At 34.2% G+C, this 24,841-nt stretch carries 21 protein-coding genes; 13 read left to right on the top strand and 8 right to left on the bottom strand.

Translation table 11 applies throughout. The annotated features are described in order from the left end of the window. Position 1 precedes the first annotated feature (1 nt). On the top strand, positions 2–616 hold the full coding sequence (locus tag ACFFGA_RS05090) for a deoxynucleoside kinase (protein WP_299114415.1): 615 nt from the start codon (positions 2–4) through the stop codon (positions 614–616). On the opposite strand, the gene ACFFGA_RS05085 is transcribed toward ACFFGA_RS05090, so the two are convergent. From ACFFGA_RS05085 to ACFFGA_RS05060, 6 genes are all read right to left on the bottom strand, one after another. Beyond that, complete coding sequence (locus ACFFGA_RS05085) at positions 613–1,611, bottom strand: App1 family protein phosphatidate phosphatase (RefSeq protein ID WP_386060567.1); 999 nt, start codon at positions 1,609–1,611, stop codon at positions 613–615. The two genes, ACFFGA_RS05090 and ACFFGA_RS05085, sit on opposite strands and share 4 nt — an antisense overlap. 71 nt (positions 1,612–1,682) lie before the next feature. After that, positions 1,683–4,934: a choice-of-anchor I family protein gene (locus tag ACFFGA_RS05080; RefSeq protein ID WP_386060565.1), complete on the bottom strand. Its 3,252-nt coding sequence runs from the start codon at positions 4,932–4,934 to the stop codon at positions 1,683–1,685. Between the two features lie 129 nt (positions 4,935–5,063). Continuing rightward, entirely contained in the window at positions 5,064–7,484 is a 2,421-nt protein-coding gene (locus tag ACFFGA_RS05075; protein WP_386060562.1) for a sodium-translocating pyrophosphatase, read from the bottom strand. A 124-nt stretch (positions 7,485–7,608) separates the two neighbouring features. Beyond that, a complete protein-coding gene (locus ACFFGA_RS05070) occupies positions 7,609–8,136 on the bottom strand; it encodes an inorganic diphosphatase (RefSeq protein ID WP_386060559.1) in 528 nt (175 codons plus the stop codon). A 63-nt stretch (positions 8,137–8,199) separates the two neighbouring features. Then, on the bottom strand, positions 8,200–10,710 hold the full coding sequence (locus tag ACFFGA_RS05065; RefSeq protein ID WP_386060556.1) for a DUF5686 and carboxypeptidase-like regulatory domain-containing protein: 2,511 nt from the start codon (positions 10,708–10,710) through the stop codon (positions 8,200–8,202). Positions 10,711–10,801: 91 nt separating this feature from the next. Then, the gene (locus tag ACFFGA_RS05060; RefSeq protein WP_386060553.1) at positions 10,802–11,779 is read right to left on the bottom strand and encodes a pyruvate dehydrogenase complex E1 component subunit beta; all 978 of its coding nucleotides are present in this window, start codon (positions 11,777–11,779) and stop codon (positions 10,802–10,804) included. A gap of 114 nt (positions 11,780–11,893) precedes the next feature. Between ACFFGA_RS05060 and ACFFGA_RS05055 the strand changes: the two genes are divergently transcribed. The 8 genes from ACFFGA_RS05055 to ACFFGA_RS05020 all read left to right on the top strand — a co-directional run bounded on the left by ACFFGA_RS05055 (position 11,894) and on the right by ACFFGA_RS05020 (position 19,328). Beyond that, positions 11,894–13,012, top strand: coding sequence for a T9SS type A sorting domain-containing protein (locus ACFFGA_RS05055; RefSeq protein ID WP_386060550.1), 1,119 nt, complete (start codon positions 11,894–11,896; stop codon positions 13,010–13,012). 121 nt (positions 13,013–13,133) lie between these two features. Then, positions 13,134–13,880, top strand: coding sequence for an electron transfer flavoprotein subunit beta/FixA family protein (locus ACFFGA_RS05050; protein ID WP_386060547.1), 747 nt, complete (start codon positions 13,134–13,136; stop codon positions 13,878–13,880). A gap of 87 nt (positions 13,881–13,967) precedes the next feature. Then, positions 13,968–14,930 carry an electron transfer flavoprotein subunit alpha/FixB family protein gene (locus tag ACFFGA_RS05045; protein WP_386060544.1) on the top strand — a complete coding sequence of 321 codons (963 nt, stop codon included), beginning with the start codon at positions 13,968–13,970 and terminating at the stop codon, positions 14,928–14,930. Positions 14,931–15,041: 111 nt separating this feature from the next. After that, on the top strand, positions 15,042–15,656 hold the full coding sequence (locus tag ACFFGA_RS05040) for a bifunctional nuclease family protein (RefSeq protein WP_386060541.1): 615 nt from the start codon (positions 15,042–15,044) through the stop codon (positions 15,654–15,656). An 11-nt stretch (positions 15,657–15,667) separates the two neighbouring features. Then, entirely contained in the window at positions 15,668–16,069 is a 402-nt protein-coding gene (locus tag ACFFGA_RS05035; protein ID WP_386060538.1) for a hypothetical protein, read from the top strand. Between the two features lie 66 nt (positions 16,070–16,135). Then, the gene (locus ACFFGA_RS05030) at positions 16,136–17,461 is read left to right on the top strand and encodes a NupC/NupG family nucleoside CNT transporter (RefSeq protein WP_386060647.1); all 1,326 of its coding nucleotides are present in this window, start codon (positions 16,136–16,138) and stop codon (positions 17,459–17,461) included. A 179-nt stretch (positions 17,462–17,640) separates the two neighbouring features. Further along, positions 17,641–18,465, top strand: coding sequence for a thymidylate synthase (locus ACFFGA_RS05025; protein WP_386060535.1), 825 nt, complete (start codon positions 17,641–17,643; stop codon positions 18,463–18,465). Positions 18,466–18,491: 26 nt separating this feature from the next. Further along, positions 18,492–19,328, top strand: a complete 837-nt coding sequence (locus ACFFGA_RS05020) for an energy transducer TonB (RefSeq protein WP_386060532.1) — start codon at positions 18,492–18,494, stop codon at positions 19,326–19,328. Positions 19,329–19,390: 62 nt separating this feature from the next. Here ACFFGA_RS05020 and ACFFGA_RS05015 read toward each other — a convergent pair whose 3' ends face one another. Further along, complete coding sequence (locus ACFFGA_RS05015) at positions 19,391–19,693, bottom strand: isoamylase early set domain-containing protein (protein ID WP_386060529.1); 303 nt, start codon at positions 19,691–19,693, stop codon at positions 19,391–19,393. A gap of 286 nt (positions 19,694–19,979) precedes the next feature. Between ACFFGA_RS05015 and ACFFGA_RS05010 the strand changes: the two genes are divergently transcribed. Genes ACFFGA_RS05010 through lspA form a run of 4 tightly spaced genes read left to right on the top strand, consistent with a single transcriptional unit; the run spans position 19,980 to position 23,965 of the window. Beyond that, positions 19,980–20,912, top strand: a complete 933-nt coding sequence (locus ACFFGA_RS05010) for a dihydrofolate reductase (RefSeq protein ID WP_386060526.1) — start codon at positions 19,980–19,982, stop codon at positions 20,910–20,912. Between the two features lie 41 nt (positions 20,913–20,953). Further along, positions 20,954–22,513, top strand: a complete 1,560-nt coding sequence (locus ACFFGA_RS05005) for an NAD(P)/FAD-dependent oxidoreductase (protein WP_386060523.1) — start codon at positions 20,954–20,956, stop codon at positions 22,511–22,513. A gap of 43 nt (positions 22,514–22,556) precedes the next feature. Next, on the top strand, positions 22,557–23,450 hold the full coding sequence (gene fabD, locus ACFFGA_RS05000; protein ID WP_386060520.1) for an ACP S-malonyltransferase: 894 nt from the start codon (positions 22,557–22,559) through the stop codon (positions 23,448–23,450). Between the two features lie 11 nt (positions 23,451–23,461). Next, the gene (gene lspA, locus ACFFGA_RS04995; protein WP_386060517.1) at positions 23,462–23,965 is read left to right on the top strand and encodes a signal peptidase II; all 504 of its coding nucleotides are present in this window, start codon (positions 23,462–23,464) and stop codon (positions 23,963–23,965) included. A 104-nt stretch (positions 23,966–24,069) separates the two neighbouring features. Here the strand turns inward: lspA and ACFFGA_RS04990 are convergent, their stop codons facing one another. Further along, a complete protein-coding gene (locus tag ACFFGA_RS04990) occupies positions 24,070–24,831 on the bottom strand; it encodes a hypothetical protein (RefSeq protein WP_386060515.1) in 762 nt (253 codons plus the stop codon). Between the last annotated feature and the right edge of the window lie 10 nt (positions 24,832–24,841).

The raw sequence follows: 24,841 nt of genomic DNA, 5'->3' as shown, positions 1-24,841 counted from the left end.
TATGCACATTGCTGTTGCAGGAAATATAGGAGCTGGAAAAACTACGCTCACAAAATTACTAGCCAAACATTATAAGTGGGAAGCACAATTAGAAGACGTGGTTGACAATCCGTATTTAGATGATTTTTACAATCAGATGGAACGTTGGAGCTTTAACTTACAAGTGTATTTCTTAAACAGTAGATTTCGTCAAGTAAATCAAATTCACAATAGCGGAAAAGATATTATACAAGACAGAACCATATATGAAGATGCTCATATTTTTGCTCCAAACTTACACGCTATGGGCTTAATGACCAATCGCGATTTTGAGAATTATTCGTCTTTGTTTGAGCTTATGGAATCTTTTGTAAAAGGTCCTGATTTATTAATTTATCTGCGTAGTTCTATTCCAAATCTCGTAGCGCAAATCCATAAGCGTGGTCGTGATTATGAAAACACTATCAGTATCGATTATTTAAGCCGATTGAATGAGCGTTACGAAGCTTGGATTACGAAATACGATAAAGGTAACTTACTAATAATTGATGTAGACAACTTAGATTTTGTTGCTAATCCTGAAGATTTAGGAGGTATCATTAATAAAATTGATGCACAGATTAATGGTTTATTTTAGGCAATAAACCCACATCTTTTGGCGTGTTCAATAGCCTGTTCGCTACTTTCTACCAACAACACCTCAGTGGTTTTATAATTATCTACAAGGCCTCTTACACGAAGCATACGCTTTTTGTGCTTGACGCTACGTAGATATATCGCCAAAATTCTATCAGGAAACTCTTCGGCTATTTCCATATAAATATCAGGATCGTGCTCGCCACTATCACCAATTAATATAAAAGGTAAATTAGGATAGGTTTTTAGAAGGTTTAGAATTTCTTTTTGTTTTTGAGGTTTTTCATCTTGCTTTTTTCGTTTAAGCAAATTACTCATAGAACGCAATAAAATTGGACCTTTAGGAAAGTTATTTTGTTTTAAAAACAACTCGAGATAACGATAGAGATTCCAAGGACTATGGCTTACATAAAATATTGGATTTGCATTTTTGTTAGATACACCTCTGTGTAATTTATGATAAAAATCAGCAGCACCTTCAAGTGGAATTCTATTTTTAGCGTGTTTAAATACCGAATTATAAATCACTTTCCATTTTAAAGTACTTACTACACCTGTATGTAAAATAGTGTCGTCTATATCACTAGCAACACCAAATTGAGCTTTGGTTGAGGGTATTAATATTTCACCAGGAAATCTATTTTCATTCTGAATAGTTCTTTTGATATTTACATCGTTGTAAGATAATTCAAAAGGCAACCAACCTTCATCATTAGCAAGCTTAGATAACTCAGATAAATTAGCTTCCACCTTATAATAACCATCTTTATCTGTTTTTCCTTTTAAAATTTTACCGTTTGGCAGTTTAATGTTAATACCAACATTTTTTATTTCATCTGTTTCAAAACGTTTCCAAGTATTGATGATAAGATGCCAAATATTCTGATTTTCAAGCTCAATAGACTCGTCTTCTAATGCTCTACCACGAGCATAGAAATGGGTATTTGTGCCATAACCCTGAAATGCAATGATTTGAAGTGGATCTTTTTTAAACATCTATATTCTTGTTATGTAAAAATAAAAAAGCCTCATCAATTGATGAGGCTTATGGTTATAAATTTCTAGATTTATTTTACCATTAACTTTTTAGATAATCCTTTTGAGTTATTAATCATATACATTCCTGGCGCTAAACCTTCAACATTTATAGATGAAGAATTTTTGACCTGCTTAACCAAACGACCAGAAAAGTCGTAAAGTTTATAATCATCTGCTTTACTAAAATTCACTATTGTATTAGCAGGATTAGGGAACATACTAAAGTTATTATTATAGTTATATTCTTCTAAACCTAAGGTTACATTATCCAAAGAATAGATAGACAAAGTAGCGCTTACTTCATTAGACACTATAATTAGCGCAGTACCTGTTGGACTATCGTTTTCATCAACAAATACTATACCTTCAGGTCCCAAATCTCCACCTTCTGAACCACCAGCAATAGCGTCTCTATTGTTAAGATACTGAAGAAAAACTGGTGCAGATGGCACACTAACATCGTAAATCATAACACCACCTACACGCTCCAATAACACAAAAGCAAAATAAGAACCATCTATTTCTTTTACCAAAACACCTTCTGGCTCTGGACCTTTGTTATCACTTCTATTTTTAAAACTATTATTCTCGTTACTAGCATTGAAAATTGCACCATAAGTAGGATGTGCTGCTGTAATAACTTCGAAATCATTACCACTATCAAAAACTATATCTCCTGTGCTCGCATTAAAAATACTGAAAGAACGACCACCAAATACATGGATTTCTTCATAATAAGAATCGCCATCCGTATTACCAGATGCATTTGTAATTCCTATATCTCCAAGATTGGTATCAATGGCAAGTAAATCTGCATTGCTAAAAATTGTTGGGTCTAAAACATAATCGCTATCACCTAATTTTCGTTCTTCTTCAAATCCGTTGTACTCTCTTGCATCACCTTCGTTTGCCGTGATGATATAACCTGTTCCCTCTACATTAAAATAATCTATTGCATCTGGCATATACACACCATAAATTGGCCAAGAAGCATTGAATACAAAATCAGTCTCATCACTTGTATCTAGAGAATTGTTTACCAAACTATGATCTTTTACTCCAAATGAAGACACACTTACAATTGTATTTGTAGTTAAATCTACAGTAGCTAATGCATTATTTTCTTGAAGCGCAACATAAGCCATTAAATTATCATCTGAAACAGCTATATATTCTGGCTCTAAATCCTGTGAAACTGTTGCGCCAGGCCCAAAAATTCTAACTCCATCTGCCAATAATGATGCCAATTGAGCATCAAATGCATTAAAGTTTAAAGTTGTTACGTCGCTTTGGTCTATACCTGCTAAACCACCTGTAACATCAATAATTGATATACTTCCTTCTGGGTCGATAGAATAATCTCCATTTGGTTCACCTTCGTTAGCGGATAATAATTTTGTTCCATCTGGTGTAAATGTTATCATATCTGGCAAAGCACCAACTGTAACAACAACTTGATTATTACCGTCAGTGTCAGCAAACAATATAAAACCAGAATCTGTTGTAGGATTTGCTGAAATCGCTGCAGCTAACATATCATTGCTAACTGCAACACTTTGTACACCACTTGTATTTGGTGGCAAGCTAATTGAGGAAATTGAAGAAATACTACTTGGATCTGAAAAATCCAAAATTTCTATACTAGAGCTATTGGTTACAAATAAACGTTGAGATGTTGGATCGTAAGCTGTAATTTCTGCTGTACCATTTGCATCAATTGTATAACTAGTTAAATAATTAGCATCTAAGACTGAAGTATTTTCTGTTGGCACAATAGTATCATCATCTAGAATATAAACTGAAAATTTTGATTCACTTCCTATTAAAGCACCTACAGCATTTTGAAGATTTACCATAAAGTATAAATCGCTTCCATCTTCAGTATTATCTAAAATAGGAATTGTTATGGTTTGACTATCTGTGCTTCCTGAAAGGAATGTAAGTGTTTGAGCAAAGGGTAAAGTAAAGTCGCTTCCCTCGACTGCAGTACCTCCATCCAATACATCTACATCTACAGTAACATCAGTTGTTGGTGCTTCTGAAATTGAAACTGCAAAAGTAATACTACCTTCATTCTCCATAACAGAATCGTAAACCTCTGTAAATTCAACCTCAACTATAGTTCCTATTGCTGTTGCATTTCCTGGCGAACCAATGTTAGGAACATCCATTAAATCTCCACCTAGAGCGTTGGTTGCTACAGCATTGTTTATGTTACCAATTGTACTGAATTCACCTAGTTCTATATCATAAGATTGTCCGTCGTTTAAAACTGTGTCTGGATAAGAATCTGAAGCTATTGGCGAAGTAGTCAAAGGATCTCCTAGCCATAAAGTTACAGCATCTCCACCACCACCTAGACCAGAACCATCAGTGTAGCCAATTTCAATATCAGATAAATCTACAACTTCACCCCAAACAGTTATAAAGTTAGCAACTTCACCTGCTAAATTATCCGTTATTAAAACAATAACACGTTCTCCTGATTGAATATCTGTAAGACCTTGAATAAGATCTGCTGCAGTTCCATCTGCTGAATCATCATCATAGTATAAATCATCATTAACCCCAGAAATCCAAGGAATAGTACCTGTGTTATGAATCTCGAACCAATCTTCGGTTAAGTCATCACCTTCTTGACCCGAAAATATTTCAGTAATTATCAAAGTTGGTGGTATTGGCTGTGCATTGGCTGGCGAAGCAACATTCGGTACATCATTAGCACTTCCTCCAAGCGCGAGCGTAGTAGTAGCATTATTAATATTACCAGGAATACTGAAAGCTGCTAATTCTACATCATAAGAAAGTCCATCATCTGAAGCCGTATCAGGATAAGATTCGGTATCAATTATAGTTCCTGTAGTTAGAGGATCTCCTAGCCATACCACTACAGTATCACCTCCACCACCTAAACCAGCACCATCTGTATAACCTACTTCAACATTTGTAAGATCAACAACTTCACTCCAAACAGATATAAAAGTATTAACCTCACCTGCTGTATTATCAGTAACTAAAACAATAGCACGTTCACCGGATTGTAAATCTGTTATACCTTGAATAAGATCTGCTGTTGTTGCATCTGCAGATTCATCATCATAATACAAATCTGCATCTACACCAGATACCCAAGCTGTATTACCTGTGTTATGAATTTCGAACCAATCTGCAGTTAAATCTGTTCCTGATTGTCCAGAAAATATTTCTGTAATTTGAATGTTAGCTTGCGAAAAAGCTGAGACCGAAATTAAAACGGCCATAAGAATAGTAATTTTTTTCATTTGATTGGATTAATTTAATTTCCATAAAACTACTATTCAAAACACCTAAACTTGTTAGTTATAAGTTATCATATTGTAAAACAAAAAGCACCTCTAGAGGTGCTTTTATTATTGAATTTTAACTAAAGTTTATTCTTTAGTTATATCTACGTTTTTAATTACTTTTTCAATATCACCAGTCTCATTTTTTACAGTTGATTCAAAAGCTTCCAATTCTTCTTTTACTTCTGTTTCTGTACCTTCAAAAACGACAACTTCAGAAACCTTTTTTCCATCCTTAATAGATGTATAGTTTACCGTAGCTTTTGCCATATCTTTAGACTTTACAGTCATTTCAATAGAAACTTCGTCATCTATATTTGCTAAACCTTCATCTGAAGTATGACCACCTAAAATTGGCGCAATTACTAAACCAATTAAACAGGTTAATTTAATTAATATGTTCATTGAAGGACCAGATGTATCTTTAAATGGATCACCAACAGTATCTCCGGTTACGGCAGCTTTGTGTGCATCAGAACCTTTATAAGTCATTTCGCCATTAATCTCAACACCAGCTTCAAAAGACTTCTTAGCGTTATCCCAAGCTCCACCAGCATTGTTTTGGAAGATTGCCCATAATACACCAGAAACTGTAACACCAGCCATATAACCACCTAACATTTCGGCAATAGCAACATGACTCATTCCAAATAACATAGGTACAAATGCAATTACTAATGGGAAACCAATAGTTAATAGACCTGGTAACATCATCTCTTTTAAAGAAGCTTGTGTAGAAATCGCCACACATTTATCATATTCTGGCTTACCAGTACCTTCCATAATTCCTGGAATATCTCTAAACTGACGACGTACTTCTTCCACCATTTCCATAGCTGCTTTACCTACAGCATTCATTGCTAAAGCAGAAAACACTACAGGTACCATACCACCAACAAATAACATTGCTAATACTGGCGCTTTAAAGATGTTAATTCCGTCAATACCTGTAAACGTTACATACGCAGCAAATAATGCTAATGACGTTAATGCTGCAGAAGCAATAGCAAATCCTTTACCAGTTGCAGCAGTTGTGTTACCAACCGAATCTAAAATATCTGTACGTTCTCTTACGATTGGCTCTTGTTCACTCATTTCAGCAATACCACCTGCATTATCAGAAATCGGTCCGAAAGCATCAATAGCTAATTGCATAGCTGTAGTTGCCATCATTGCAGAAGCTGCTAAGGCAACACCATAGAATCCTGCAAATGCATACGAAGCCCAGATTGCTCCAGCAAATAATAATACTGAAGGGAATGTAGAAATCATACCTGTTGCTAAACCAGCAATAATGTTTGTACCTGCTCCTGTAGATGATTGTTGTACAATATTTAAAATTGGCTTTTTACCTAATCCTGTGTAGTATTCAGTAACTGAAGAAATCACAGCTCCTACGAATAAACCTACTAGAGTTGCATAAAATACTCGCATTGATGAAATCTCTTGTAAACCTTCTCCGAAGAAATTCATTTGCATTGTTTCAGGAAGCATATATATACATAATCCGAAACAAGACAATGCAACTAATGCAATTGACGTCCAGTTTCCAACATTTAAAGCTCCCATAACTTGAGCTTCTTTAGCATCATTGTTTTTAATTTTCACCAACATGGTTCCGATTACAGAAATGATAATTCCTGCACCAGCAATAGCCATTGGCAATAAGATAGGACCAATACCCCCAAAACCATCAGAGATTGCACCTCCCATATCTTTAATCACATAGTTACCTAAAACCATCGCAGCCAATACAGTTGCAACATAAGACCCAAATAAATCGGCACCCATACCAGCAACATCACCTACATTATCACCTACGTTATCTGCAATTGTAGCAGGATTACGAGGATCATCTTCAGGAATTCCAGCTTCAACCTTACCTACTAAATCAGCTCCAACATCGGCAGCTTTGGTGTAAATTCCACCACCTACACGTGCAAACAATGCAATAGATTCAGCTCCTAATGAAAAACCTGCTAGCGTTTCTAACACGATAGTCATGTCCATTGTAGTCGTCCAAACACCATCCATAAATACATGGAAGAAAATGATAAAAAATACCGTTAAACCTAACACAGCTAAACCAGCTACACCAAGTCCCATTACTGTACCACCTCCAAAAGAGATTTTAAGTGCATTTGGTAAACTTGTACGTGCCGCTTGCGTTGTTCTAACGTTTGTTTTGGTTGCGATTTTCATTCCGATGTTTCCTGCAAATGCAGAGAACACTGCTCCAAAAACAAAAGCAATCACAATCAGCCAGTGTGTTGTTGGTACTATAAAAGATACTGCTGTTAAAGCTACTGCTACAATAACTACAAATATTGCGAGCAATCTATATTCTGCATTTAAGAACGCCAATGCGCCTTCATATATGTGGTCTGAAATTTCTTTCATTTTACCATCTCCAGCATCTTGTTTCATAACCCAAGATTTCTTTACTAGCATGTAAATTAATCCTAAAGCCGCCAAAGCTATTGGCATGTAAATCATCATTGATTCCATATTATATAATTTAAGTTTGGTTTATTATTTAGCTGGGCAAAAGTAGTAAAATGAATGTTAATAGAAAAACCCTTTTACAAGCAATGCAAAAGGGTTGATTTATCGTTGGTTTTTTAATTACCTATTATATAGTAAAATCTCCATTGGCTTTATGTTCACTTGTTTCATAACGCTCAATGCATTTGTTAAGAATATCGTAAGCCTCTTTTGCATTTCCCCAACCACCTACATCAACTTTCTTTTTTTCTAAATCTTTATAGACCTGGAAGAAGTGTGTAATCTCTTTTATTCTATGCTGATTTAACTCATTTATATCTTCATAAGTATTCCAAATAGGGTCACTAACAGGCACACATACTAACTTTTCATCTGGTCCCTTTTCATCAGCCATATGGAATACTCCAATAGGTTTAACTTCCATAACACACATTGGAAATGTAGGCTCGGTACCCATTACTAAAACATCTAAAGGATCACCATCTAAAGCTAAAGTTTCTGGAATAAAACCATAATCACCAGGATACATCATTGAAGAAAATAACATACGATCGAAACGGATTTTCTTTAACTCAAAATCGTATTCATATTTATTACGGCTTCCTTTTGGAATTTCTATTAACACATCGAAGGTTAATTTGTTAGGCTTTGTCATATCATCATTTTTAAGGGCTGCAAAGATATTCTAATACTTTTGTTTAGCAAAACATAAGCATCCTTAAAAATAAAACCCAAAACTACCTGTTACACCAAATCGTCTAGCATCTGGATTGTCAAGGTAATTTCCTCTAAAATTAAAATCTATGCGCAGTACTTTAAAAATATTGGCAACTCCAACACTGTACTCGTAATAAATCCTAGAGTCTGGTGCAACGAGTGGAAATTCAACAGGATTACCTGTAGTGCTCAATGCAATATTATCGTTTGACAATTCTCCCCAAACACCTCTAAGACTTGCAATAGCTCTTAAATTATATTTCTTTAAAAAAGGAATTCTCGAAAATAAGCGTCCATTAAAATTATGCTCAATATGCATTGAGGTGTAAGTATCTGTTACGAACTCATAAAAGTCGAGCTGCGAAAATGTATTATATATTGAAAAATATGTTTGATTACCAGGAACAATACTTAATAAAGACAATGGCACATCACCAAAGGTTTTACCAGCCTCAATCGACGTGGTTAAGCGGCCAAAACCACCAACTTGCCAAGGTTGTATGTACGAGAATTGAAGTTTTGTATAATTAAAATCGCTATTGAACCAATCTTTGTCTCCACGACTAATTTGCGCAAATAATCTTGCAAAATCATCATTTTTGTTTTTGCGTTCTACTCCAAAACCTGTCATTTGTCGTTTTGGGTAGAAGGCTAGTGACAATCGACTTTCAAATTGTTTAACTTCTGATGAAATTCCAGTTGGAGAGTCTGGATCATTATAATCTAAACTAAATGTTGGTGAAGCCGAACTTATAGTTCTAAAGCTACCATCTAAGCGTATTTCAAAATTACGTGATGGCTCTATGGACATACCAAGGTTAGTCAGTTTAATGTTACTCAATTTATCATTGGAACCTGTTCCAATAACCGATGATGAAGCCAAACTTCTCCCTAAAACATCAGTAGAACTGGTAAGACTTGCACCAATTTGTTCCACATCTCGCCTTGAACCGCCAAAAATGGTAAGCCTACTTTTTTTGTCTAATAGCCATTTTCCAGAAATGCCATATTTAAATTTATCGTCTCTAAATCCGTAGGCTAAAAACCCTTCCAATCTCCAAAGGTCATTTGGTCCAAAATAAGTTCGTCCACCTGTTCGGATACGCACACCTTCAACTTCATTATAACCGAATGTTGAAAATATAGGACCGTAATCAAAATTTATACTAGGAAACTCAATATATCCTGAAGCGAGTATGCTCCCTAAATTATATAACCTTTTGAATTTTTTTACCGTTCTAAGCGTGTCCAACATTTTATAAACACCCTTTTCGTCTTTATTTAAGGCTTCTAACCTATTATTTTCCCAAAATTCATCCTCTCTGTTGTAAACATCGGCATCATAATTATAAACTTCCTTTTCATAGAATTTTTCTTCTTTTGGCTGGTTGAATTTATAATTATCATACAGCGTTGTACGTTTTCCATAGATTCCTCTGGATTTCTCCTTTTTATTGAATGCAAAATCAGACAGAAAATAATCACGCTTTATCAAAAAAACGGAATCATTCAACACTTCAAACTCTTGCTCTATATATATCTCTTTTACCCAGTTGATATTTGCACTTTTTGAGGCTTGAAGGTTAATTTCCTTTATAGCATAAGTAGAATCGTTTACCCAAAAATCACCTTTAAAAGTGAGTTCATTTTTTCGTCTTGGATAGTAAATAATATTGTAGCACCATTTATTATCTATAAACGCACTATCAGATAAAACATAATTATAGGTTTGTATACCTGTTCTGCTCAAAGGACTTACAAAGCTTTTGTCAAAAAACTTGAGATAATTATCATAGACATTATAGTCTGAATACAAATCGTCAACAAAGTCAATTATAACCTGATTGTTACTAAATCCTGAGTTTTTGTTTCCTATTAAATCCTCGCGCTTCTTATTAATAACATTGTCTCCATAAACCTTTTTTACGGATTCATTTAAAAAAATAGGTAGGTACGTTTTACCAGTTACATTAGAAGTATCAACCTCTTCGAAGACAAACTCCATACCTTTAAAAAGCTTACTTTTAATAAGTGCACTATCTATGGTATTTAAGTCAAATTCTACTTTTTCGTATTGGTCGTATTCGTATTGCTTAAACTGGTTTAAACCATTGAGGCGTTTACGTTCCCATATTTTCTTTAGAATTCTAATCGCTGGGTTTTCAGAAGCTTTTTTAGATTGTTTTCCTGTAACAATCAATACTTCCCCTAGTGTTGAAGCCTCTTCTTTTAATATAAATTTTAGATCGTAGTTTACCTTTTGAGTTAATGGTACTTCTAAAACCTCGAAGCCTAAAAAAGAAACTATGAGTGCATCCCAAGTTTCGTCAGATTCTAGATAAAACCTACCATCTTCATTTGTTATAGTACCTTCTGTAGAACCTTTAAAAAGCACATTGGCGAAGGCTATTGGCTCGTTGGTTTCATCAAAGACATAACCACTTACTTTCGTTTGGGCTATAACAGAGACACATCCTAAAACCAAAAATGCTATTAATAATTTTATCTTCATATTTAAAAAACAAACTTCATCAATAACCATGCTAAACTTAAGTTTTTAGGCTACTAATGAAGTTTACCAAACGCAGAAAACTGCGATTTATTTATTTGTACATTACTTTTTTTACTGCTTTTACTACATCTTCACTGTTTGGCAACCATTCTTCCAATAAAACTGGAGAATATGGCGCAGGTGTATCTGCAGTATTAATTTTTACAACTGGTGCATCCAAATAATCAAATGCTTCAGATTGAACTAAATAAGTGATTTCTGTAGCTACATTTCCAAATGGCCATGCTTCTTCTAAAACAACTAACCTATTGGTTTTCTTTACAGATTCTATAATAGCGTTTCTATCCATAGGACGAACGGTTCTTAAGTCTATAATCTCGCAAGAAATGCCTTCTTTTTCTAATTCATCAGCTGCTTTATAAGCTTCTTTTATAATCTTACCAAAAGATACAATAGTGACGTCGGTTCCTTCGCGCTTAATTTCTGCTACACCTATAGGCAAAACATATTCTCCTTCTGGCACTTCACCTTTATCTCCATACATTTGCTCACTTTCCATAAAGATAACCGGATCATCATCTCTAATTGCAGCTTTTAATAATCCTTTTGCATCATAAGGGTTAGAAGGTACAATAACTTTTAGACCTGGTGTGTTAGCAAACCAACTTTCAAAAGCCTGAGAGTGTGTTGCTGCTAACTGACCTGCTGAAGCCGTTGGCCCACGAAATACAATTGGGCACTTAAACTGTCCACCAGACATTTGTCTAATCTTAGCCGCGTTGTTTATAATTTGGTCAATTCCAACTAAAGAGAAATTAAAAGTCATATACTCTACAATAGGACGATTACCTGTCATTGTAGAACCTATAGCAATACCAGCAAAACCAAGTTCGGCAATTGGAGTATCAATAACTCGCTTAGGACCAAACTCATCTAACATACCTTTTGAAGCTTTATAAGCACCATTATATTCTGCTACTTCTTCACCCATTAAATAAATGCTCTCATCTCTGCGCATTTCTTCGCTCATGGCTTCGCAAATAGCTTCTCTAAATTGAATTGTCTTCATTATCTTGTTTTTAATCGAATAGCAAAAATAATAATTATAGATTATAAAATCATATTAAATCTAAAGCTAAAAAAAGAAAAAAATTGTAACTTGAAGTTCTCACTAATCATTAGTATGAATACGAAAGTAAAAAGCTACCTTATATTTTGCTTAATAATCATAATTTCAGGTGTAGTTGAAGCTCAAGAAGCTGTACTTTGTCCTTTACAAAAAGACAACATAAAAATTGAAACTACAGTAGATATCCCAACCGTAACAAACAATCCTGATGGTACAGTTACATTAACACATTCAGACCAAAATATTACTGATATTTTTGCTCAATATACCATTCATGATTTTTACCAATCCTTTCCCAGTTCAAATCCTGATGGTGAATTATTTAAGTATTACACTTTAGTGCATGAAAACAGAACACTTATTAATGAGTTATATAATTATGTATATCCTAGCATTTACTTGTTAGATCCCTATCCTAATACCACTATTAGTTCTGCATTGATTAATTTGTTAGACAACAAAACTTACAAGCTAATAAAGTATTGTACTGAATCTTCCGAACTAGGTTGGACTTGTCCAGAAAGTGACCAACAAGTACCAGACGGTTTTGAATTAAAAATAGCCTTTGAATATGATGCCGTGAACGATTTAATACATGCAGAAACTGTGGGTGTTTCTAGTTGTGGAAATTCTTTTTCGATAAACATGAAAGGTGGATTTGACGATGGATTTGGAACTACCAATAATACACTTCAGTTATGGGAATCGGAAACAGGAACCTCTGCATTATTAGATTATAATCAGCCATGTCATAATATTGAAAGTATGCTTTACTCAGTTTTGGATATTGGATGTTATGAAAATCATAATTATGGAAATATTAGGGTGTATGCAAATAGTGGTGAGACAGGACAAATAGTTATAGAGAGGGCAAATGTGATATTTGCAACTGATTTTTTAACATTTCAAGACAATGCATTATCAGTTAATGACGAAAGCTTTCAAAACATAAAACTTTTTGAAATTGTAGGAAATCCCTATTTACAAATAGCCAACCTAAATAATCAATCGGTTAGTGTAGAAATTTACAATACCTCTGTACAGCTAATAGAACGAACAAAAAGGTTTAAAGAAAACACTTTAAATATCTCAAATTTATCAAGTGGCCTTTATTTTGTAAAGCTGTCAAACTTAAACAATCAGCAAAAAGTCTTTAAATTTCTGAAAAATTAATAGTTAAATCTAAAATTATTGAATTTTTACAAATTTTACTATGCATGCATAGTAAAATTTCAATTATTATATTTATCTTCGTGCTCAATAAAAAAGACGTTTAAAAATAAATCATTTTTATATGAAAATATTAGTATGTATTAGTCATGTTCCTGATACAACATCAAAAATCAACTTTACAGATGGCGACACTAAATTTGACACTAATGGCGTGCAGTTTGTAATTAATCCTAATGACGAATTTGGTCTTACGCGTGCCATGTGGTTTAAGGAAAAACAAGGCGCTAGTGTAGATGTTATTAATGTTGGTGGTGCTGAGACTGAGCCAACTTTAAGAAAAGCTTTAGCTATTGGTGCAGACACTGCAATTAGAGTTAACACAGAAGCAACAGATAGCTTTGCTGTAGCAAAACAACTAGCCAATGTTGTAAAAGATGGTGGCTACGATTTGGTTATTGCTGGTAGGGAATCTATAGACTATAATGGTGGAATGGTACCAGGTATGTTAGCCGCTATGGTTGACGCTAATTTCGTTGCCAATTGTATTGGTCTTGAAGTTGATGGTACAAATGCTAAAGCCGTAAGAGAAATTGATGGCGGAAAAGAAACCGTAAATACATCACTACCTCTAGTAATTGGTGGACAAAAAGGATTGGTTGAAGAAAGTGATTTGCGTATTCCTAACATGAGAGGTATTATGATGGCGCGAAAAAAACCTCTAAATGTTGTAGAGCCAACTGATGCAACTGCAGAAACAAAAGCTGTTAGTTTTGAAAAACCAGCTCCAAAAGGTGCGGTAAAATTAGTTGATGCTGATAATATCGATGAATTAGTAAACTTACTTCATAATGAAGCTAAAGTAATTTAATCTGTTAGTCCTGCTTCGGCAGAAATTCGCAATAAATTATAACAAAATAGATTCCTGCCTTCGCAGGAATGACAAAAAAAAGAAATTATGTCCATTTTAGTATATACAGAATCAGAAAAAGGAAAATTTAAGAAAGCTGCTTTAGAAGTGGTTTCTTATGCAAAAGCAGTTGCTGACCAAATGGGAACTTCGGTTACTGCTGTAGCTGTTAATGCAGAAAATGCTGAGAGCTTAGGAAATTATGGTGCTTCAAAAGTACTTTCTATAAAAAATGATGCATTAAATACGTTTAATGCCAAAACCTATGCTGCAGCAATAGAACAAGCAGCAAAACAAGAAGACGCAAAAGTTGTTATAGTAAGCTCTAGCGCTAACAGTAAGTATTTAGCACCTTTATTAGCAGTAGGCTTAGACGCTGGTTATGCTTCAAATGTTATGGAAGCACCATCTAGTGTGTCTCCATTCACTGTAAAACGTACAGTTTTCACAAATAAAGCATTTGCCAATACGCAAATTACAACAGATGTAAAAATTGTTGGCCTATCTAACAATTCCTTTGGTGTTGTTGAGTCAGGCGGAAGTGCTAGTGTAGAAGATTTTTCACCTTCATTACCAGACTCTGGTGTTAGTGTAGAATCTGTTGACAAGGCTACCGATAAAGTAAGTATTGCCGATGCAGAGATTGTAGTATCTGGTGGAAGAGGTTTAAAAGGTCCTGAGAATTGGGGAATGATAGAAGAACTTGCTGAAGTTTTAGGTGCTGCAACTGCATGCTCTAAACCAGTGTCTGATTTAGGATGGAGACCTCATAGCGAGCACGTAGGACAAACAGGAAAACCTGTTGCTTCTAATTTATATATCGCTATTGGTATATCTGGAGCTATTCAGCATTTAGCAGGAATCAACGCTTCTAAAGTAAAAGTCGTTATCAATACAGATCCTGAAGCACCTTTCTTTAAGGCTGCAGACTATGGAGTTGTAGGTGATGCTTTTGAAGTTGTGCCAAAGTTAATAGAAAAATTAAAAGCTTTTAAAGCTCAAAACGCATAATTTTATTACCTTGTATTTTTAAAAGGGCTGTTTAAATTAGCACCAAATCGAAATCTTAGGATGCAGTTTGGTAAAGTCCTAATTTAAACAGTTCTTTGTGTTTTATAATTTATGAGTTTAGTTCGTTTAAATATCAAAGGCATTTCATACAGCCAAACCCAAAATGGTGCCTATGCCTTAATTCTTAATGAAGTTGATGGTGACAGAAAACTGCCTATTGTTATAGGAGCTTTTGAAGCACAATCTATAGCTATTGCGTTAGAAAAAGAAATTCGTCCTCCGCGTCCATTAACCCACGACTTATTCAAAAACTTTGCAGATAGATTTGATATCGTTGTAAAGCAAGTGATTATTCATAAGTTGGTTGATGGTGTTTTTTATTCGAGTTTAATTTGCGAGCGCGATAAAATTGAAGAAATCATCGATGCCAGAACTAGTGATGCTATTGCTTTAGCACTACGTTTTCAAGCACCGATTTTTACATATAAAAACATTTTAGATAAAGCCGGAATCTATCTTAAAGTCAATCCTAAAAAGGAAGACGAAGAGCAAGATAGCATACTGGTTGATGACCTTATTGCTGAAGAAATTGAAGCTACAGCACTAGAACAAGAAGGTTATAAAGACAAAACCTTAGAAGAACTACACAGTCTCCTAGATGAAGCCGTAAATAATGAAGATTATGAAAAAGCCGCTAAAATAAGAGACGAAATTTCTAAACGCTAACTCATTCTCAGATGAAACATTTTTTCTTAGCTATACTAGCTATTTTTTTTGGACTTAATTCCTTAACTGCCCAAGAGGTTGAAATTACGAAAACTCAAGATAGCTTAGATATTAATATAGTAGAAGAAAGTAATGTTGACACAAAAGACGAAAAACTAAATTTTTGGCAATTATCAGAACATAAAGTTTATGAAACCTATCCTGACAGTTTAAAAAATGAAGTTGATTTTATTAAAGGAAAAGAATTTTTAGAGCTAAAAGAAAATGGTGAGTATTTTTCAATACTAAACAACCAATTTAATAAAGGGCTTTGGTTACAGAATAACAACCTGATTGTTTTTAAACAAAAAGTTCCCTCAACAGTTGATATTTATTATGAAGTTATAAAGCATGAGGATAATGTCTTAATATAGAAGAATGGCTCTGATACTTTCAAGTACATCAACAGTTCTCACCCAGATTTTTTACCTCAAAAAGAAATAACTGAAACAATAGTCCCTAGTAAAGGTATCTCATTTACCAGTATTTGGAGAGGTGCCTTAGGTATGATTTCCCTAATATTTATTGCATTTTTATTTAGCAGTAATCGTAAAGCCATCAACTGGAAAACCGTTGGAATTGGGTTAGCCTTTCAACTTTTAATAGCTATTGGTGTACTCAAAGTAGGATTTATTAAGACTGTATTTGAAAGTGTAGGTCAAATATTCATTAATATTCTAGATTTTACAAGAGCAGGTAGCGAGTTTTTATTTAGCGGAGTAATGGATGTAAATTCCTATGGTTTTATATTTGCATTTCAAGTATTGCCAACTATATTATTCTTTTCGGCTTTAACATCAGTTTTATTTTATTTAGGAATCATTCAAAAAGTAGTCAAAGCGTTTGGATGGCTATTGACGAAGCTTTTAAAAATATCAGGTGCTGAAAGTTTAAGTGTAGCAGGAAACATATTTTTAGGTCAAACAGAAGCTCCTTTATTGATTAAGGCTTATCTAGAAAAAATGAATAAGTCTGAAATTCTGCTCGTTATGATTGGCGGAATGGCAACAGTTGCTGGTGCAGTACTTGCAGCTTATATCGGCTTTTTGGGCGGTGATGATCCAGCATTACGCTTAGTTTATGCTAAGCATTTGTTAGCTGCTTCCGTTATGGCTGCACCTGGAGCTATTGTAATTTCAAAAATACTTTTTCCTCAAACCGAAAAAATTAATACTGATGTAACCGTTTCTCAAGAAAAAATAGGAGCAAACCTATTAGATGCTATTGCTAACGGCACAACCGAAGGCTTAAAATTAGCTGTAAATGTAGGCGCAATGCTATTAGTTTTTGTGGCTTTTATTGCCATGATTAATGGTATTCTCGGTTGGGTTGGAGATGTAACATCTCTTAATAATTGGATGGCAGCTAATACACCATATCCATCATTTTCACTTGAAGCTCTATTGGGCACTGTATTTGCACCATTGATGTGGCTTATTGGTGTTGCCAAAGAGGATATGATGTTGATGGGACAGCTGTTAGGAATAAAATTAGCAGCAAGTGAATTTGTGGGCTATATTCAATTGGCAGATTTAAAAAATGTTGCTAATGCTACACATCTTACTTACGAAAAATCAATTATAATGGCAACATATATGCTATGTGGTTTTGCTAACTTTGCTTCTATTGGTATTCAAATAGGTGGTATAGGTTCTTTAGCACCAGGACAACGTAAGCAATTATCAAAGTTTGGCATGAAAGCCTTAATTGGCGGAACAATAGCATCGTTGATTTCTGCAACTATTGCAGGAATGATAATTGGGTAAATCCCCTTTGTCTTGCAGACATTTCCCCAAAGGGGAAAACTCATAATGTGTAGTTAATAACTTTTCATATTTAGGACTTCAATATTTAAGTTTCGAACTTACATTTTAATTAAATTCGTTTATTCAATTTATTTTAATTAAAAGAAAATTTCTTCCCTCTGGGAAGACGGAAGATGGGAATGAAACAATATCACGACTTAGTAAAACACGTTTTAGCAGAAGGCAACGAAAAAGGCGATAGAACAGGTACAGGAACAAAAAGTGTTTTTGGTTACCAAATGCGTTTCGATTTAAGTGAAGGTTTCCCAATGGTGACCACTAAAAAATTACACCTTAAATCTATTATATACGAACTGCTTTGGTTCTTAAAAGGCGATACCAACACCAAATATTTAACTGAAAACGGAGTTAGAATCTGGAACGAATGGGCAGATGAAAACGGAGACCTTGGTCCTGTTTATGGTCATCAATGGCGTAATTGGGCAAGTGAAGAGATTGACCAAATAAAAGAGGTAAGTTCTACTCTAAAAAACAATCCTAATAGTCGTAGAATGTTAGTTTCTGCATGGAATCCTTCGGTTTTACCTGACACATCTAAATCATTTTCTGAAAATGTGGCTAATGGAAAAGCTGCTTTGCCTCCATGCCATGCCTTTTTTCAATTTTATGTAGCCGATGGTAAACTATCGTGCCAACTCTACCAACGTAGTGCAGATATATTTTTAGGAGTCCCTTTTAATATTGCGTCTTATGCTTTGTTTACTATGATGATGGCTCAAGTATGTGGTTATCAACCTGGAGATTTTATACACACCTTCGGTGATGCACATATCTACAACAACCATATGGAGCAATTAGAATTACAACTCTCTAGAGAACCTAGACCATTACCAAAAATGATTTTAAATCCTGAAATCAAGGATATTTTTGATTTTGATTTTGAAGATTTTACTTTAGTGGATTATAATCCGCATCCTCATATTAAAGGTACTGTAGCGGTATAATTATCTTCAATTAATAAAATCATTTTATGAAATTTCTGTTTGCTGGTATTTTATTTTTAAGTTTTCTTAATTCAAGTTGGTCACAAGAAAGTGGTTTAAAATATAACAGACCGTTTGTGATTTTTGAAGGTTGTGATGATAATGACGACAAAGTTAAATGTTACGACATTAAGCTTCATGAGTTAATCGGAAAAAACCTCAACAACAAAGTATTTAAAGACTCTTTATTCTTGCTAGCAAAGAAAGATTCTATAACAGTTCCTACAAGCATTTTGTATGATGAAAACGGAGTTATTGTAAAATCATTTTCCTCCATAACAAATCCTGTTAAAGGCCCTAGCGATAAATTAAAAGGGTTATTAGATAGTATCCCTCAAGTAAAACCTGTTTTGGACGAATATAACAATGGAGTTGCATATACTACAACTAACCTATTTGCATACTTTTTAGATAGAACTAAGGATTCTATAATCCCTATTCTTGGGTTCAAACCTACTGAGGTACCGTTTTCTATAATTGAAAAAGTTCCTGTATATAAAGGTTGTAATGAAGATTTAAGTAATAAGGAATTGGTAAAATGTATGAACGGTAAGGTTGCAGAATTAATATCTAAACACTTCAGTACTAAATTAGCAAAAAAATTAGGCCTTCCTCCCGGTATTAAAAGAATATATGTAGAATTTAAAATAGACAAAAAAGGTAAAGTAACAGATATTAGAGCTAGAGGACCACATCCTGATCTAGAGGAAGAAGCTATTCGAGTGATTGAAAAGATGCCAAAGCTAAAAAGCCCTGGTTATTTTAGAAATAAAAAAGTAATAGTCCCTTATGCTATACCTATAGTATTTAGAGTAACTGATTAAACAAAAAAAGCGTCTCAATTTCTCGAGACGCTTTTTTTTTAAGTCTTTTTTATAAGAAATTCTTATAAATTGATTACACCGTTCTCTGCTGCTGCAAAGTCATTCCAAGCGTAAGCATCTGCTTGGTCATCGTTGATGTAAGATACACCATCAACTAAGTATCTAAATTCATAAGAATTATCACTTGCTAAATCAACAGTACCTTTAAAGGTTCCGTTTTTTAATTTTTTCAATTTTGTAGCTTTCTTAGTATTCCACTCATTAAAGCTTCCAACAACCGCTACACTTTTTGCCTCCTCTGCAGGAACAGAAAATGTTACCTTACAAACAGGCTTACTTTTTAAATACTGCTTTTTAATTGCCATAATAATAAATTTAATTACGACACAAAAGTATAAAAGTTAAATGCATAAAATATCGATTAAATACCTAAAAATTAAAGAATTATCAATTTCATAAAATTGTGATTACTTTTTGTTTAAGAATGTAATATTTAAACCATAATTTTAAAGGATTAACAACACAATCTAACAAACGTTAACCGCTGATATTCAGCTATATCGTTTTCGATTTTAAAAAAAATATAAACTACAGTATTCACTCAAACGATTTAGTGAAAAAAAAGTATCTTTATCTTATTAAATAGCAATCATGTTCGGTAAAAAAAAACAAACTTCAACTATAGATAAAGACCAGTTAGAGCTCATTGAAAATGCTCAAAAACGCATTAGACAAAAAAAGCGTTTATACATTCATTTTGTCATTTTTTTAATTGGTGCAGTATTTTTAATTCTTGCTAATACGGTTTTAGGTATTGGTGAAAATTTTAAAATTGCTGGTATAAATTGGTTTGTATATGCCATTTTAGCTTGGTTGTTTCTTTTTGCATACCATTTTTTCAATGTGTTTATCACAAACAAGTTTATGGGTAAAGATTGGGAGAAACAACAATTGGAGAAATTAGTTAATCAACAACAAGCTAGAATTGAAAAATTAAAACAAAACTTTTTAAAAGAAGAAACTAAAATAGCGCAAACACAAGCTTATAACGAAGCTAAAGATTTGCCTAACACTTCAGAAAAAAAAAACTTCAATGAATTAACCATCATAGTAGCCGCTGGTGAAGATAATGCCATTGGCAAGGATAATGACCTCATTTGGCACTTAAGTGACGACCTCAAACGATTTAAGAACTTAACCTCTGGCCATCATATAATTATGGGTAGAAAAACTTTTGAGAGTTTTCCAAAACCACTTCCCAACAGAACACATATCGTCATTACCAGACAAAGTGATTACAATGCGCCAAGTGGTGTAATTGTAGTCAACAACCTTGAAGATGCTCTCGACGCAGCACGTACTGACAATCAACCTTTTATTATTGGCGGAGGCGAAATCTATAAACAATCATTAGCATTAGCTAATAAATTAGAAATTACAAGAGTCCATGCTACTTTTAAAAATGCTGACACCTTCTTCCCTGAAATAGATGAAAGTAAATGGCAGGAAGTTAGTAGAACAGCTCATGAAGCGGATGAAAAACATGCTTATGCTTTTTCTTTTATTACTTATAGAAGAAAGTAATTTTTATAAACCTTTGTTATTTCTTTAACTAGCTTTGTTGCATGATAAAAGCCTTACAACTACGTATTAATTTACATCAAGAAAGACAACCAGACGGTTTGCTTATTAAAGCGGCTTATGATTTGGGTGTAGAACCTTCTGAAATTTCTGGAATTAAAATTCTAAGAAAATCAATAGATGCTCGTAAGCGCAACATTATGTTTAATTATAAAGTTGAAGTTTACATCAACGAACCCGTTCCTGAAACTTCAGACTATCATTTTGATTATAAAGATGTATCAAATGCAAAACCCATTCATATCATAGGTTTTGGACCTGCAGGTATGTATGCTGCTTTACGTTGTATTGAGCTTGGTTTTAAACCAATTGTTCTAGAACGTGGCAAAAATGTACAATATCGTCGTCGCGATTTAAAAGCCATCAATCAAGATCATTTTGTAAATGAAGATTCTAACTATTGTTTTGGTGAAGGAGGCGCTGGAACCTACAGTGATGGTAAACTCTATACTAGAAGTTTAAAACGTGGTGATGTTCGCCGCATTTTCGAAAACTTAGTTTTTCATGGAGCTACAGACCAAATTTTAGTAGATGCACATCCACACATTGGCACTAATAAATTGCCGAAAGTGGTACAGAATATTAGAGAAACCATTCTAAAATATGGTGGCGAAGTGCATTTTGAAACGAGAGTCACAGACTTTACTATCAAGAACAATAAAATAGTCGCTATTCAACTTCAAAATGGTAAAGAACTCGACGTTGAAAAAGTAATTTTAGCAACAGGTCATTCCGCTAGAGATATTTTCTATTTATTGAATGACAAAGACATTGCTCTAAAAGCAAAATCATTTGCAATGGGTGTTCGTGTAGAGCATCCTCAAGAAATTATTGATGGTATTCAATATCATTGTTTTGGTGAGCCACGAGATGAGTTATTGCCACCTGCCGCTTATAGTTTGGTAGAGCAAGTTAATAACAGAGGAGTTTATTCGTTTTGTATGTGTCCAGGTGGATTTATTGTGCCTGCTGCCACAGCAAATGGTGAAGTAGTTGTCAATGGTATGTCACCTTCAAAACGGAACAATAAATTCGCTAATTCTGGTATTGTCACCGAAATTAATGCCGATAAGGATTTATATAAATACGAGCAATTTGGAGCCTTAAAGGCTTTAGAATATCAGAAAGATCTAGAACGCTTAGCATTCACAGCTGGAGGACGCACACAATCTGCTCCTGCGCAGCGACTGACGGATTTTGTGGAGGGGAAATTATCACAAAATTTAAATGAAACCTCATACCAACCAGGACTTAAATCTTCGCCATTACACTCATTACTACCAAAAATAATTGGTGGTTCATTACGAAAAGGATTTAAAGCCTTTGGCGAAAAAATGAAAGGTTATTACACAGAGGAAGCCAATATTATTGGTGTTGAATCTCGCACCTCATCACCTGTAAATATTCCACGAACTGATACTTTAGAACATCCTGAAATCACCAACTTATATCCTTGTGGTGAAGGTGGTGGTTATGCTGGTGGTATTGTTTCTGCGGCTATGGATGGCGAACGATGTGCTGAGGCTGCAACTTCATCTATATAAGTTTAATATTATTCCTATTTTTGCAACTTAAATTGAAACACAAATGAACGCATATATATTTCCAGGTCAAGGAGCACAATTCTCAGGTATGGGATTAGACCTTTACGAAAACTCAGCTTTAGCACAAGAACTATTTGAAAAAGCCAATGACATTTTGGGCTTTCCTATTACAGATATTATGTTTGAAGGTTCTGCTGAAGATCTAAAAGAAACTAAAGTTACACAACCAGCTATTTTTTTACATTCTGTAATATTAGCTAAAACTTTAGGAGATAGCTTTAAACCAGATATGGTTGCAGGTCATTCACTTGGCGAATTTTCTGCTTTAGTAGCTGCTGGTGCTTTAACGTTTGAAGATGGTCTAAAATTAGTTTCGCAACGTGCTCAAGCTATGCAAAAAGCATGCGAATTGCAACCGAGTACTATGGCTGCAGTTTTGGGATTAGATGATGAAATTGTAGAAAAAGTATGTGCCTCAACCGAAGGTGTGGTTGTTGCTGCAAATTATAATTGCCCAGGACAACTTGTAATTTCTGGAGAAGTTGAAGCTATAAATAAAGCATGTGAAGCATTGAAAGATGCAGGAGCAAGACGTGCATTAGTTTTACCTGTTGGTGGTGCATTCCACTCACCATTAATGGAGCCAGCTCGTGAAGAACTAGCTGCTGCTATTGAAAATACAACATTTAGCAAACCAAATTGCCCAATATATCAAAATGTAACGGCATCTGCCATTACTGATGAAAACGAAATAAAAGCCAATTTAATTTCGCAATTAACAGCTCCTGTGCGTTGGACACAATCTGTACAACAAATGGTTGCCGATGGAGCATCTCATTTTACAGAAGTTGGCCCTGGAAAAGTATTACAAGGCTTAGTAAAGAAAATACATAGAGAAGCGGAAACGGCTTCAGCAACTTTTGAAACTAACGCCTAAATAATTCTGCTTTGAATAGAAATCTTTTTATTATACTTCTTATAGTTTTTAATATTGCTATTGATCAAATTTCTAAGGTTTGGGTGCGTGCCAATTTTGAATATGGCGAAACCAAAAGCCTTATTGGTGAAAAATTCATCATGCAATATGTAGAAAATAAAGGAGCTTTTTTAGGCATGGGAAGCGATATGAATGATACCTTAAAACTCATTCTTTTGTTGATTCTTCCAACATTAGTGCTTGGTTATGTTATTTATTATATCATCAAAAACAAACAATTAGACAGAATGAGCCTTATTGCATTTTGTTGTATTGTTGGTGGAGGAATAGCTAATGTTTTTGACCGTATTGTTTTTGGACAAGTCACCGATTTTTTCTTTATTAACTTAGGTGGTGTTTTTAAAACCGGAATTTTTAACGTAGCGGATCTATCCGTAACTACAGGAATGATAATGTTATTAATCAGTGGTTTTGTTCATAGAAATAAGGGTAAAGTTTTACACGAAACCGAATAATAGCTTTTAAAGATGATCTGTTTATAGAAATAAAAAGACCCTTTTTTTATAAGGGTCTTTTTTAGTTAATAGCTAACATATAAAATCAATGTTTGCACATTAATTTAAGGTAATGTAAACGTTGTAACATCATTGGCTCCAAATGATCCGCCTTCTTTAATAACTTCTCCATTTACAGTTAATGTATAACTTCCCTGACCAAAACTACAGCATATACCATCCGCATAAGCATCATAAATAACAAAACCAAAATCACCATCCTCTATACAGATACGTTCTTGTATGGATTGATCATCTAAATCGCCATAACCAGAACCAGAAGCAATTAGGACTTGTCCACTAGTTAAATCGTAAAGTTCCCAACTTGTTTCTTCCGCGTAATTATCGAATGTGATATCTAAGATAAATTCATTTACTGGGCATACTACAACTATATCCAAACTTAAAGGATGCGGATTCAATGCGGCAGTATTGTCAGCAAAACCAAGGACTAATCTTTCGCCACCTCCATAGTTATTGTCCGTAATTGTAACATCAAACTCAGCAGAAGAAGCGTTTGCAGGAATGGTAACAGAACTCGGAACATTATAAAAATCCGAGCTTATAGTTGTTCCTGCTCCTCCATTAAACTCTAAAGGCAGAACTTCTAGATTATAAATTACATCGCTTGATGATGTTTTAGAATTATAGACTGTAATAGTTTGTGTCGAAGCACTGTTTTGATTTAATTCAAATTCCACATTGTCATCTTGAAAACTTACAAAATCATAATCGGAAACACTGGGAGCATCTGACTCAATGTCATTGTCACAAGCAATAAATACTACAGAGAATAGTGTTAAGGCTCCAAATAAAAATTTTTTCATATTATTTTTT

This window comes from Winogradskyella pulchriflava (assembly GCF_042434315.1).
GTDB lineage: Bacteria > Bacteroidota > Bacteroidia > Flavobacteriales > Flavobacteriaceae > Winogradskyella > Winogradskyella pulchriflava.
Note: the sequence above shows the minus strand (reverse complement) of the source record. Positions and strands in the feature narration are given on the sequence as shown.